Source organism: Candidatus Brocadiia bacterium (genome assembly GCA_041658285.1).
Lineage (GTDB): Bacteria > Planctomycetota > MHYJ01 > JACQXL01 > JACQXL01 > JBBAAP01.
The window spans coordinates 91,958-105,280 of the sequence record JBBAAP010000004.1 but is presented as its reverse complement, the minus strand read 5'-3'; the positions used below and the strand labels follow the sequence as shown (position 1 = coordinate 105,280).

Below are 13,323 nucleotides of genomic sequence, written 5' to 3'. Positions count from 1 at the left end.
AAGGAACGTAACCGGTGTTTCTCTTGTAACAGGCTGTAAAACCAAGATTTCGCGCTAACATAAAACCATCCTTTTAGAGCCAGTTTCAGCCCCAGCCGGAGGCTGGTCAGCCTCAGGCTGAAGCGGGAAACCCGCCATTTCCCTACATACTACCTACTACATACTACATTCTCCCCCCCCTATTTATATTAAACGTAAAATCTCGGAAAAAGTTCATTTATTTTTGAGATTTTGGTAAGATTTTTTAGGAATGCTGCCCGGCGTAATGGCGATGGAGTCCCGCTCTTAAAGCGGGAGGGAAGTGTCCCCTACTCCAATAAAAATTAGTGTGGGCTAAGATCCCCAACTCTGTTTGACAATATTTGCTAATTCTTTAAATATACTTATATTTGCTTCTATTATTTTTTTGTCAACATGTATTTTTAAATGGTCGATTTTCTTTGAGTGTGAAATATTAGATTTATCCAAAATAGAGGCAGCTTTTTCTATCAGATTCTTGCCCGTCCATAATCCCAGTATCGATTTGTTTTCTGCTCTCTTGTGAAACCAGAAGTAATTATTGTTATTTACTGTTATTGCTATATAATTTTTTACATACCTTAATGAGGCATCCTGGTAAATTGGTTTTAACGTCTCAAGAAAAGTTTTAGCTGTCTCAAGCGTCCATGAAGCTTTTGTTTGCCAGTAATCTTCATCATGTGCTTCTTGAGAAACCTCTATATCTTCAGGTTCTTCATATGTGTCAAGCACTTTTGTAAAGTGTAATATTTTTTGTTCACCGCTTATTATCATATTTGCTTGTATAGCAATAACAGGTATTGAATGGCTCAATAGCTGGATTACATTAAAGAACCTTCTGGTTATTGATTCGGCAACAAGTACGGCAAAGTGTTGTCGTTGAGGCCATTTTCTTTTCTCATTATCCCAATATTCTAAAGTCCTAATTATGTGCGTTTCGTCCGTTTCGCCCAACATAACCTCAACCTCATACATTGAATCATCCTCTGGATTTTTTAACAAAATATCAAGCCGCCCGCCACTGGTTTGCCTGCGTTCTTTTGAAATAACCTCAAGGTCACCTAAATCAAGGCAACTAGGATTTTCAACTATTTGGTCTTGGAGCCAGTATTCATCGAATCCGGAGGCTCTAATGCTCTGTGTTTTTGATACTGGTATTTTTTCTGCCATATATTTCTCCTTTTTTATTCTGGTGACACACTCCACCGCAATATTAATTTATTTTACCACGTCAGAACGATCAAAACAAGGTTTCATTTAAGCTTTTAAAATATCTTTTAATTTTTTAGATAGGTTTGCGTCCAACATGCCGTAAAACCCGGTTATATCAAAGAATAATTCCCTGGTCTTGCCACCTAATAGTTTTATTTGGATTCGGTCATATCGCTTATCGCCTGCATATATAAGGTCTTGGCCTCCTCTCTTCCAATCGATACCTTTCTTTGGAAAGAGATTCGCAATATACTCGTGTTCCAAGAAAATGCCATCCCGTTCATTAGATACGCCCTTTATTATTATTGCATCATCAATACTTGCGCCTTTACCGCCCTCATACTTATAAATGCCATGTTCTAAGTTATATCTGCATTTCATTTGTTGCTTATGTGCGGCCCCTGACTCCTTTGATAGCTTTTCGAGCCTGTTATTATTTTTCCCTGGCTTCATATATTGCTTCCTTCCCCCGCGCCACTACAACTTTCTTTCGCCAAGTTTCTGTGCTCAGAATAGCATGGATTGGGAAGATGTCAATTTATTTGGGCACACCGGAAATAACCATCATTTCTCATTAATCCCACTCCACTTCGTTTCGGGGATAAGTGCCAGTAACAACGTAATCCGATAGAATCGGCTTACAGCTAACTGGCACTAAAATTCTTGACCTGCTAATGTAATCTGTGTACGCTGTCAGGCTATGAATACTAATAAATCTGTGGAATCTGTGGCTAAAGTTAGAGTTCGTTTCGCGCCCAGCCCGACTGGTTACCTGCATATCGGCGGCGCCCGGACGGCCCTGTATAATTACCTGTTCGCCCGGCACCACAACGGCACCCTGGTTCTCAGAATAGAGGACACCGACCAGGTGCGCTCGACCGATGAATCCATGAAGGCCATCATTGACTCCCTTAAATGGCTGGGCATAGACTGGGACGAGGGCCCCTTCTTCCAGAGCGACCGCAAGGATATCTACAGGCAATACGCCCAAAAACTGCTGGACGAGGGCAAAGCGGTTTATGAGGAAGACCCGGCCAAGGGCAAGGCCGTCGTGTTCAAGATGCCACCCGGCCCGGCCATACAGATGAATGATTTAATCCACGGTATAATAAAGTTCGAGCGCGAGTTCGTGGGCAATATCGTTTTAATCAAGTCGGACGGGTTCCCGACATACAACTTCGCCTGCGTGGTTGACGACAGCGAGATGAACATCACCCACGTCATCCGCGGCGACGACCACGTTTCAAATACTCCCAAACAGGTGATTCTTTACGAAGCTTTAGGCAAACCGGTGCCTAAGTTCGCCCATATCCCCCTGATTATGGGCGAGGACGGCTCGAGGCTGTCAAAGCGGCACGGGCATACCTCGGTCGGCGAATATATGGATATCGGTTACCTGCCGGAGGCGATGTTTAACTTCCTGTCGCTTTTGGGCTGGTCGGCCGGAGACGATGTCGAATTGATGTCGCGCGACGATGTCATCAAGCGTTTTACCATCGAACGGGTCAAGAACAAGCCGGCTCAGTTTAATTCTAAAAAGCTGATATGGATGAACAGCCATTACATAAAACAACTGCCCAAGGAACGGCTGTTCGAGCTGTCAAAGCCCTACTTTGCCAAGGCCGGATACGACCTGACTAAATTCAAGGAGCCGGAATTAACCAGATTAGTCGACCTTTATCGCGAGCGCATCAAGGTCCTTTCGGAAATCGCCGTCGTGACGGAGTTCTTCTTCAAGGATAAGATAAGCTACCAGCCCGAAGCGGCCGATAAGTTCATCCGCCCGGCCGAGAGCAAGTCAGTGTTGGAGACCGTGTCCGCGGAATTAGCCAAGTTTGACAAACTTGACCACGAGCTTTTGGAGAAATCATTGCGCGGCATCTGCGAGTCCAAGGGCGTCAAGTTCCAGGCCATCGCCCAGCCGATTCGGGTTGCCTTGACCGGCTCGACCATCAGCCCGCCTATTTTCGAGACGATGGAGCTGATAGGACTGGATAAAGTAAGAATCAGGATAAAAGAAGCGCTAAACATAATATAAATTCGAAATCCGAATATCGGAATCCGAAACAATATCAAATGACTGAAAGGCAAAACCCGAAACTATACGACTTGGAAGACCGCACTTATGCGTTTGCCAGAAGCGTAAGGGAATTCATACGAAAACTCCCACGGACTGCGAGTAATATCGAAGACGGCAAACAAGTTATCAGGTCGTCAGGTTCAGTCGGCGCCAATTATATCGAGGCCAACGAGGCATTGAGCAAAAAAGACTTTATTATGCGAATTAAAATCTGCCGCAAGGAATCAAAGGAAACACGCTATTGGCTGAGATTATTGGAGATTGGGAATAATCCGGAATTGGAGAGCGAAAGAACTCATCTGTCAAAGGAATCTACAGAGTTAATGAATATTTTCGGTTCGATTATCAGGAAATCCGAATAGCGTTTCGATAATTTTGATATTTGCGATTTCGATATTGTTTCGTATTTCGAGTTTCGTGCTTCGGAGTTAATTTTATGAGTCTACTTGTAGTCGGTTCGATCGCATACGATAACCTGGAAACGCCTTATGGCAAGCGGCGTAACATCATGGGCGGTTCGGCCGTATACTTCTCATTCAGCGCATCCTTATTCAGCCCGGTCCGCCTGGTCGGCGTGGTCGGCGAGGATTTCAGCTTTGACGAAGAACTGGAATCGATGAAGGCGCGAAAAATAGATATGCGCGGACTGCATACGGCCAAGGGGAAAACATTCACCTGGACCGGCCGCTATGTCGGCGATATGAGCCAGGCCGAGACTCTATCGGTCGAGTTGGGAGTCTTCGGCAAATTCCAGCCGGTCATCCCCAATGTTTATAAGGATTCAAAATACATATTCCTGGCTAACGGCAGCCCAAAAACCCAGAAAAAGGTGCTGGACCAGATTAAACGCCCGGCTTTGGTCGTGGCCGATACGATGAATTTTTGGATTAGCAACGAGAAGAAAAGCCTGATTAAACTTATAGAGAATATCGACGGCCTGATCGTCAACAGCGATGAAGTCAAGCAGTTGACCGGGATGTATCATATCATCACCGGCGCGCGTGAAATACTCAAATGGGGCCCGCGCATGCTGATTATCAAGAAAGGCGAGCACGGCGCTTTGCTGGTGACCAAGGATGATTTCTTCGCCATACCGGGATATCCGGTTGAGGTGGTGCGCGACCCGACCGGCGCCGGGGATTCCTTCGCCGGGGGCATGATGGGCTACCTGGCCAGCACCAGGGATTTATCCGCGAGGAACCTTAAAAAATCACTTCTATACGGAAATGTCGTCGCTTCGTTTACGATTGAGGATTTCGGCGTGGAGCGGCTCAAGCAAATCACCCCTGCCAGAATAGCATACCGCTATAAGCAATTACTGAAGATGATTACGCTGTAAAACGAAACAGCGCTGATTTGACACGGTAATCTTCAGAACTCGAAATTATCTCTTCGAGAACTGGAAGCTTCTGCGAGCGCCGCGGCGTCCGTATTTCTTACGTTCTTTCATGCGCGGGTCGCGTGTGAAAAGGCCGAGCTTGCGGAGCAAGGGCTCGGTTGTTAGGTCGGCAAGTTTGAGCGAGCGGCTGATGCCTAAAGCCACGGCGTCTGCCTGGGCCCTTTTTCCGCCGCCGTTAGTGGTGGCCTTGATGTCGTATTTGCCGATAAGTTTCAAACTCTGGAGCGGCGAAAGCATGGCTATCAGCTGGTCCTGAGTGTTAAAATACTTGGTATATTCCAAATCATTAATGGTTATTTTGCCTGTGCCCTTCTGAAGCACCACCTGGGCGGTTGCGCTTTTGCGCCGTCCGAGAGAACGATAAACCGATGTTTCTGTCATATTTTAATATCCAGAGCTTTTGGCATCTGGGCTTGGTGCGGATGTTCCGCGCCGGGATATATTTTAAGCTTGGTTAATAAGTGCTTGTTCAACCTTGAAGTGGTCAACATCCTTTTGACCGCCAGGAAAAGCACCTTGTCCGGCGTCTTTTCAAGCAAAGTCTTAATCGGGATGTCCCAACGGTTCCCATAAGGTGAAAAGCGGTTATATGTCTTTTTATCCATCTTTTGACCGCTCAGAGCGATTTTAGAAGCGTTTATTACGATTACAAAATCACCGGTATCGATATGCGGGGTGTAAGTCGGCTTTTGCTTGCCTCTGAGAAGGTCGGCAATCTTTACGGCTAACCGGCCCAGGATTTTACCGGAGGCATCAATTACATGCCATTCCCGTTTCAAATCACCGGTCTTTGCCAGATACGTCTTATGTGATGTTATTATTTTTGCCATAATCAAAGCCAGGTAGTCTATGAGAAATAAGATTAATGTCAAGAAAAATAGGGAATTTAGTGAAATTATATTTTCTTATGTTCTATGCCCCTTGATATTAATCTTGATGGGAACCTCCTTGAAAGGCAATATTTTCCGCATTTGCCCGTTAATATAACGCAAAGTGACATCGCTGAATAACTCCGGATGATTGACCACGAAATTTATCTCCGGCGGATTAACCCCGGTTTGCGTGGCGTAATATATCTTGAGGAATTTTCCGACCCTGCCGCCGCTGGGTATTCTGGACCTTATTTTTTCGATGGCCCGGTTAAGCACCGGAGTTGTTACTCTGATGCGGGCTTGAGTATAAAGCTGGCTGCCGACATCAAAGATATTTTCGGTATTGAAACCTTCAAGAGCGGAAATGAATAAAATGGGGGCGAATTTGGCAAACGGCAGTGTTTTGTTGAGATATTCAAAGTAATCATCCGTATTCGACGTCGCCCTGGCAAGATCCCATTTATTGATGATAATTATGACCGGCTTTGCTTTCTCAATAATAAAACTCGTTATTTTCTTGTCGACTTCTGATGTCTTCTGGGTCGCGTCAATCAGGAAAAGAACCACATCGGCGCGGACCACGGCCTCTTCGGTCCGATAACGGCTGTAAAGGTCGACCGCATAAGTGGTCTTGGGCTTTTTCTTCAATCCGGCAGTATCGATAACGGTATATATTTTATCCTTGTATTTGACGCTAACATCAATACTGTCCCTGGTAGTTCCGGGCACATCGCTGACAATAACGCGTTCTTCCTTAGCCAGAGAATTAACCAGGGTCGACTTACCGACATTCCGCTTGCCCACTATCGCGAATTTAATTTCTGTCGGCGCATCAGCCGGCGCTCCGGCGATGTCTTTATCAAGACTGAGCTCCCTGACAATCCCGCCAATGATGTTCCAAAGGTCAGTAACCCCCCTGCTTCTCAGAGCGGAAATAGCAACCGGCCCTTTGAAGCCGAGATTATAAAAATCGGACAAACCAAGGTCGTGCTTCTGGTTGTCAGCTTTATTGGCGATGGTGATTATGGGTTTATTATGCCGCCGCAGGGCTTCAGCTATCTCTTTATCCAGCCCGGTCAATCCGGCGCGGATGTCCACTTCAAACAGGATAATGTGCGACTTAGAAATAGCGTAGGCAATCTGTTGCTGCACCTGGGGCCAAAGCTTGGCATCTTCCGTCTTATTCTTCGGGTCAAGCCCCATGCCACCGGTGTCAATCAACTCTATATTATACCCGCCGTGTTTAATGATTAAGGAAACCCGGTCTCGAGTCGTTCCGGCCACATCGTCGACTATGGCAATGCGCTTTTTAGCCAAGGCATTGAATAGAGTCGACTTGCCTACATTGGGCCGTCCGACTATCGTTATAATGACAGTATTCATATTTGTTAATCCTACGATTAAGTCCGGGAAATGCAAGGATTTAACCTGTATGGGCAAGCAGCGGTTACCGGGTTGATAAGAACCCTTTAAGGAATCTGAGCGGCAGGCGGCCGGGCGACACTCTGTAAAATATCACTGAATTGCTGTTTTTTCACGCCCTCAAAATCCTGGAAACTCACGCCGATATTGTAATTCTTAGTAGAAAATTTATGGTCTACTCGAACAATCTTGCCAACCAAGTCAAAACACCATTCCTTTAAAGGAACTGAAATCTCTATGCTCGCCCCAACCGCCAGAATACGATTGCTGGTCATCAGCAAACCGCCGGAGCTTATATTTACTGTTTCGCTGCCAAACTTTTGCTCATCAATTTTCTTTTTCTCAGTGTGTATGGAATATTGGACCTGTGTAACAATATTGAATCGCGGCTCTCGGCGGCGCTCAATAAGATACAATTTTTTATCACGGAAAAGAGTCAAAATCTCAGCATCAAACTTAGAGCCCTTGCCCTCTTCAAGAATTGCCAGCGCTTGCTCATGCGTCATCGCCTTCTTATAAGGCCTATCCTGCGCCACCAGAGCATCGTAAATATCCGCAATCACCAAAATCCTAGCGGCTTTAGAAATCTTATCAGCCCTTAAACCTAACGGATATCCGCTCCCGTCAAGCTTTTCGTGATGAGTTGAGGCAACATGTGGTATTTCGCGTATCTCCCGGCTGAAGAAAATATTATCCAGAATTTCCTTGGTTTTGGACGCGTGTTTCTTCATCTGTTCAAACTCTTCCGGAGTAAGCTTGCCCGGCTTAAGAAGAACCATATCAGGCACCGATATTTTTCCGACATCGTGCAAAGCCGCGGCATAATCAAGCGTCCTCAGCTCAGTCTCATTGAATCCGAGAGCCCGCCCCATATTCAGGGCATAGCGGGCGACGCGTTCAGAATGACCGGCCGTGGTCGGGTCCTTGGCATCGATGGCCGCCGACATGGTTTTAAGAAAGCTCTTAAAAGTCAACTCCTGCTCATAATAAAGCTGGGCGTTTTCCACCGCAACCGCAGCTTGCGCGGAAAAAGCCAGAGTCAATGACTCATCATACTCGGTAAACACACCATCCTTTTTATTGAGAAGCTGAAGCACTCCAACAACTTCATTCTTATGATTCAAGAGCGGCGCGCAAAGAATAGTCTTGGTGTGATAGCCTGTTTTCTTGTCTATTTCAGGATTAAATCGGGCGTCTGCATAGGCATCCTTGATATTGACAACCTCGGCTTTTTGGGCCACATATCCGGCAATGCCCTTGTCGGCCGGGAAACGGATTTCCGATACCTCGCCAAGCGAGCCAACGCGGCTCCAGAGTTCGTGGGTATCATAATCCAGCAGGAATATTGTTCCCCGGTCGGCCTTAAGGACTTCTATCGCTTTTTGCACAATCAGGTTCAAAAGGCGGTTGACATCTTTTTCCGCCATCATCGCCTTGCTGACATCAAGAATGGCAGTCATGTCCTCGAATTCTTTTAGGTGACCGACGCGCTTTTGTATGAGGAAGATAGATGATGCTGATAAATCCTTAACTGCCCGGTAAGGCCGTTGTTCATTCATATAATCATTTTTACTAAAATCAAACCCCATTGTCAATATATTTTATCCCGACTACGATTTATATTGACGATGAGGATTTTTTTGTATTAATTGCGTAATTATGACGGAAAATGAGTTCGATTATATCAGTTGGATTCAAAAGCAATTAAAACGCTCGCCCGACGTGCTTATCGGCTCCGGAGATGATGCCGCGGTTGTCAAGACCGGGAAAAATAAATACATCGTCGTAACTACCGATACGATTGTCGAGGATATCGATTTCAAGATTGCGCAGGCAACCCCGGAATCAATCGGCTATAAATCGATTGCCGTATCTTTAAGCGATATCGCGGCCATGGGACAAGGCAAACCGCCTTTGTACGCGTTAATTACTGTAGCATTTCCCAAAAGAATTAATACCATCAGTTTCAGGCATCGATTATTCAAAGGAATGCATCAACTATCCAGGAAATACAATGTCAGCATCATCGGAGGCGATATTTCATCAACAAAAGGCCCCCTGGTCATAACATCCACGATATTCGCACATAAATACCTGCCTATTTTAACCCGCGCTGGGGCAAAGGCCGGGGACGTAATAATGGTTACAGGCCAATTAGGCGGCTCTCTGAGCGGAAAGCACCTTTCTTTTTCCCCGCGCATAAACGAAAGTCTTTATCTTAATGGAAGATATAAAATTAATTCAATGATAGATATCAGTGACGGCTTGTGCGCGGATATCGGCCATATTTGCAGCAAAAGTAAAGTCGGCGCCAGATTGCTTGAATCCCTTATCCCGGTCACTCAATCCGCCATAAAAATATCCTGCAAAACAGGCAAATCCCCTATTCAGCAAGCTTTATACGATGGTGAAGATTTTGAACTGCTTTTTACCGCAAAACCGTCAGAAACTTCTTGCATTATTAAGAATGGGAAAGTTAAAGTTTATCCTATCGGATTTATCACCAAAGAACAAGGAATCTGGTTACACAGGACAAATGGATCCCTTAAGTATTTAAAACCAGCAGGTTACAAGCACTTTTAAGATGAAAATAGAAACTATCGGGCATCAGGCCACCATAAACCTGGGCAAGAAACTGGCAAAGGTGCTTAGGCCAAATGATTTCATTGCGCTAATCGGGATATTCGGCGCCGGAAAAACATATCTCACAAAAGGCATTGCGGCCGGACTAGGTATCAATATAGACACAATCGTCAGCCCCAGTTTCTTATTATGCAACACCTACACTGCCAAAAAAGGAATTAAGCTCCTGCATTCTGATGCCCAAAGACTGGTCGATCCGCGGGAAATATTCAAGCTGGGCATGAACGATTTTGAGAATGCAATTACCGTGGTCGAATGGGGCGACCGGATATTACTTCACATTAAGGAATTCGAGCGGCTGATAAAGGTTTATTTCACCGTAACCGGCAACAACAAAAGATTAATTGAGTTATTTTTACGCAATCATAATTAAGATTTAGAAAGGATATCCTATGAAAAAAGAAACCGTTGATTTACTGAAAAGATTAACCAGCGTTAATGGCGTTCCCGGATACGAAGACGAGGTTTCGGAGTTAATCCGCAAGGAACTCCCGGAAACAAACATAAGCTACGATAAACTGGGTAGTATTATCTGCGCTAAAAGAGGCACTTCGGATCGCCCGCGAATTATGCTGCCGGGGCACATGGATGAAGTCGGGTTTATGGTTAAGTCCATCACGGAGCAGGGATTTCTTAAATTTATCCCGCTGGGCGGATGGCATATCCCAAACCTGCCGACCCAAAGAGTAATAATCAAGACCAGCAAAGGTAACATACACGGAATCATTGGATCCAAACCGCCTCATCTTTTGTCCGAAGAAGACCGCAAGAAGATAACCGATAAGAAGGATTTATTTATTGATATTGCCGCCAAAGATAAGAAAGACGCGGAACGTATCGGCGTCCGCCCGGGCGACCCTATTATCCCTGATGCCCCTTTCATAGAAATGGCCAACCCAGAATATCTGATGGCTAAAGCCTGGGATGACCGGGTCGGTTGCGGTATGTTCATCTCGGTTATCAAAGAACTGGCCGGGAAGAAACATCCAAACACCGTCTACGGTGTCGGAACCGTACAAGAAGAGGTCGGCATTCGCGGCGCGCAGACAGCCGTCGATGTGGTCAACCCGGATGTAGCGATTATTTGCGAAGTAGGCCTGGCGCAAGACGTCCCCGGGTCGATGGAAACTAAAGAACATGGCTCTCTGGGAAAAGGACCTCAGATTAATTTATATGACCGGGGAATGATACCTCACCTTAAATTACGGGACTTCGTGCTAAGCGTAGCCAAGAGCGAAAAGATCCCGTATCAGCTTGAAATGCTTGAAGGTGGCGCAACGGACGGCGCCGCCATCCATATACATGCGGAAGGAGTCCCGACCATCTACGTCGGCGTCCCAACCAGATACATCCACAGCCATACCGGGATTATCCATAAGTCCGATTACGATAATTCAATAAAACTGATCCATTCCTTGATAATGAGAATGGATGAAAAAACCGTAAAAAATCTGCAAAATAAATGAACTTTTTCCCGTTTTTTACGTTTAATATATATAGGGGAGGATAAATGAGCCTCTCAGACGAAGAATTGTTCATTAAGTTCAAAAAAAGAAACGATTTAGAGGCATTTGGAACACTGGTTCTGCGCCACCAAAAGCCTCTGATTAATCTTTTTTGCAGGCTAACCGGGGATCAAGGAATTGCGGAAGACCTAGCACAGGAAGGATTCTTAAGCCTGGTGAAAGGATGCAAGCATTATGCGCCAAAAGCAAGGTTTACGACATTATTATACCGGATTGCACAGAATATATGGTTTGATTATCTTAGAATAAAGAAAAAGAATCCTCATGAAATATCCCTTGAAAAACCGGTTAAGGATGAAGATGGGAAACACGTTAAGGATTTTATCAAGGACCATGCTATTTCGCCATACGATAAAATTACCGCGCGGGAGGAGTCGGAATTATTAATGCTGGTTATTAAGGAATTACCGGAGGAACAGCGGTTGACTGTAGAGCTTTTGATATTTCAGCAGTTAACTTATAGCGAAGCCGCCGAAATAATGGACGTGCCGGAGGGCACGGTTCGTTCCCGTATGAACACGGCTATAACAAAGCTAAAAGGCAAACTGATTAAGGATGAAATATGAGTTGCAAAAAAGAATACGATTTATTCGAATATTTGCGCGGCGATTCAACTCCAGCTGTTCGCAATGAAATCAAGCATCATCTGGCAACCTGCCCCGATTGCCCGAGCAAATTACTCCAGTTAAAACAAGTTCTAACCCGCCTTGATGAATTTCCGCAGGTCCAACCATCAGCGGATTTCAAAGACAAAGTTATGGCCAAGGTAGAAATCCTGATGCCGAATCCAAAATCTGACCAAACCGGAATTTTGGATTACCTGAGAACATCACTGCGATACGCCCCGCCATGGGTAGCCTCAGCAGCAGTCCATTTTCTTATTTTCATCGGATTATCATTTATTTTTATCGGGCCTGAGATGAAGAAAACTATCCTGCGTGAATCTGTTACGCTGGAGCAAATGCTTCCGACAATCGAAAAACCTGAATTAGCGGTTATGCCGGAAGTAACCGAAGCCAGGATTAAACAACATGATATTATTCCTCCCCCGCCTTCTGAAAACTGGTACGAGAAAGGCCTGCAAATTTCCCTTGAGGCGGACAATAGGCTAATCAATCATCTGATTACGAGAACGAATTCAGCATATCTGGCTAAACTACGCCAACAATATGGGATGCAGGACGCGGAAAAATCCATCAATTCAGGATTACAATGGCTCGCAGCAGCTCAATCCCCATCCGGCGCATGGGAAACCGATAAATATGGCGGACAACCGGAATATTCCATAGCCGCTACCGGCCTATCACTTCTGGCATTTTTAGCCGAAGGCAATTCTCATACCAAGGGGAAATATTCCGAAGTAGTCAACAAAGGCATCAATAACCTGATATCGGCGCAGAACAATGAAGGTATTTTCGGGCCCAAGCATATCGGGCAAAAACCGGTAAATTATATGTATAATCATTCTATTGCGACTGCGGCATTAATTGAAGATTATTTGATGACAATCAACGAGCAGTATAGAAGTAAAGAATCTCTGGAGCGTGCAATTAAGTTGGCCGTTGATTTTTCTATTCGAGCACAGGCGAAAAGCTGCGGCTGGGGATATACCGCAGAAAATCCACCTGATACTTCGGTCACCATATGGCAATCTTATGCTATGAAGCTGGCTCAATTAGCCGGGATTACCGGAGCTAAAGAATCCCTGGCTAAGACCTGGAATTGGTGGCTATACGTCACTGACGAAAAAGGTTATGCCGGTTATGATGCGCCCAAGTATTACCCTAACGGCCCTTACGCACTTACGGCCGCTGCTATGTTCTGCCGGATATTTGCCAACCAGTCGGCTGATGAATTGTCGCAGGAACAGGCTAAATTAATTGTATCAAATATCCCCGTATCTAAAAATACCCCTTTGGAAAGTGATGTTAACTATTGGCAATGGGCATCACTGGCGTTATTTGTCAATGGCGGACAGAATGGCAATAAATGGAATTTAGCTGCAAAAGAGTTCTTAATCGCATCTCAGAATAAGGAATCCGGTTGTTGGCCTTTAACGGACCGCTGGAGCGTCTTTGGCGGTCAAATCTATGGCACGGCCATGTCTATATTGACCCTGCAAACCTGCTACAGATACCCGCCCCTTTGATT

At 45.4% G+C, this 13,323-nt stretch carries 14 protein-coding genes; 8 read left to right on the top strand and 6 right to left on the bottom strand.

What is annotated here, in order from left to right; genetic code table 11:
- Positions 1 to 333 precede the first annotated feature (333 nt).
- Positions 334 to 1,188 (bottom strand): hypothetical protein, encoded by an 855-nt coding sequence (locus WC980_06030; GenBank protein MFA5794610.1) that lies wholly within the window; start codon positions 1,186 to 1,188, stop codon positions 334 to 336.
- Positions 1,189 to 1,275: 87 nt separating this feature from the next.
- Entirely contained in the window at positions 1,276 to 1,683 is a 408-nt protein-coding gene (locus WC980_06025; protein MFA5794609.1) for a hypothetical protein, read from the bottom strand.
- Positions 1,684 to 1,930: 247 nt separating this feature from the next.
- On the opposite strand from WC980_06025, the gene gltX reads away from it, so the two are divergent.
- The 3 genes from gltX (at position 1,931) to WC980_06010 (ending at position 4,649) form a co-directional block, all read left to right on the top strand.
- Complete coding sequence (gltX, locus tag WC980_06020) at positions 1,931 to 3,268, top strand: glutamate--tRNA ligase (GenBank protein MFA5794608.1); 1,338 nt, start codon at positions 1,931 to 1,933, stop codon at positions 3,266 to 3,268.
- A gap of 38 nt (positions 3,269 to 3,306) precedes the next feature.
- On the top strand, positions 3,307 to 3,672 hold the full coding sequence (locus WC980_06015) for a four helix bundle protein (protein MFA5794607.1): 366 nt from the start codon (positions 3,307 to 3,309) through the stop codon (positions 3,670 to 3,672).
- 74 nt (positions 3,673 to 3,746) lie between these two features.
- Complete coding sequence (locus WC980_06010) at positions 3,747 to 4,649, top strand: PfkB family carbohydrate kinase (protein ID MFA5794606.1); 903 nt, start codon at positions 3,747 to 3,749, stop codon at positions 4,647 to 4,649.
- A gap of 45 nt (positions 4,650 to 4,694) precedes the next feature.
- Here WC980_06010 and rpsI read toward each other — a convergent pair whose 3' ends face one another.
- From rpsI to WC980_05990, 4 genes are all read right to left on the bottom strand, one after another.
- A complete protein-coding gene (gene rpsI / locus WC980_06005) occupies positions 4,695 to 5,090 on the bottom strand; it encodes a 30S ribosomal protein S9 (GenBank protein ID MFA5794605.1) in 396 nt (131 codons plus the stop codon).
- On the bottom strand, positions 5,087 to 5,539 hold the full coding sequence (gene rplM / locus WC980_06000) for a 50S ribosomal protein L13 (protein ID MFA5794604.1): 453 nt from the start codon (positions 5,537 to 5,539) through the stop codon (positions 5,087 to 5,089). The genes rpsI and rplM overlap by 4 nt, the downstream gene beginning before the upstream one ends.
- A gap of 75 nt (positions 5,540 to 5,614) precedes the next feature.
- On the bottom strand, positions 5,615 to 6,964 hold the full coding sequence (gene der / locus WC980_05995) for a ribosome biogenesis GTPase Der (GenBank protein ID MFA5794603.1): 1,350 nt from the start codon (positions 6,962 to 6,964) through the stop codon (positions 5,615 to 5,617).
- A gap of 86 nt (positions 6,965 to 7,050) precedes the next feature.
- Positions 7,051 to 8,562 carry an HD domain-containing phosphohydrolase gene (locus WC980_05990; GenBank protein MFA5794602.1) on the bottom strand — a complete coding sequence of 504 codons (1,512 nt, stop codon included), beginning with the start codon at positions 8,560 to 8,562 and terminating at the stop codon, positions 7,051 to 7,053.
- A gap of 100 nt (positions 8,563 to 8,662) precedes the next feature.
- Between WC980_05990 and WC980_05985 the strand changes: the two genes are divergently transcribed.
- From WC980_05985 to WC980_05965, 5 genes are read left to right on the top strand one after another with little or no spacing between them, the layout of a single operon-like run.
- On the top strand, positions 8,663 to 9,586 hold the full coding sequence (locus WC980_05985) for a thiamine-phosphate kinase (GenBank protein ID MFA5794601.1): 924 nt from the start codon (positions 8,663 to 8,665) through the stop codon (positions 9,584 to 9,586).
- A 1-nt stretch (position 9,587) separates the two neighbouring features.
- Entirely contained in the window at positions 9,588 to 10,019 is a 432-nt protein-coding gene (tsaE, locus tag WC980_05980; protein MFA5794600.1) for a tRNA (adenosine(37)-N6)-threonylcarbamoyltransferase complex ATPase subunit type 1 TsaE, read from the top strand.
- Positions 10,020 to 10,038: 19 nt separating this feature from the next.
- Positions 10,039 to 11,112: a M42 family metallopeptidase gene (locus WC980_05975; protein ID MFA5794599.1), complete on the top strand. Its 1,074-nt coding sequence runs from the start codon at positions 10,039 to 10,041 to the stop codon at positions 11,110 to 11,112.
- 44 nt (positions 11,113 to 11,156) lie between these two features.
- A complete protein-coding gene (locus WC980_05970; GenBank protein MFA5794598.1) occupies positions 11,157 to 11,738 on the top strand; it encodes a sigma-70 family RNA polymerase sigma factor in 582 nt (193 codons plus the stop codon).
- Positions 11,735 to 13,321 (top strand): zf-HC2 domain-containing protein, encoded by a 1,587-nt coding sequence (locus tag WC980_05965; protein MFA5794597.1) that lies wholly within the window; start codon positions 11,735 to 11,737, stop codon positions 13,319 to 13,321. The genes WC980_05970 and WC980_05965 overlap by 4 nt, the downstream gene beginning before the upstream one ends.
- The last annotated feature ends 2 nt before the right edge of the window (positions 13,322 to 13,323 follow it).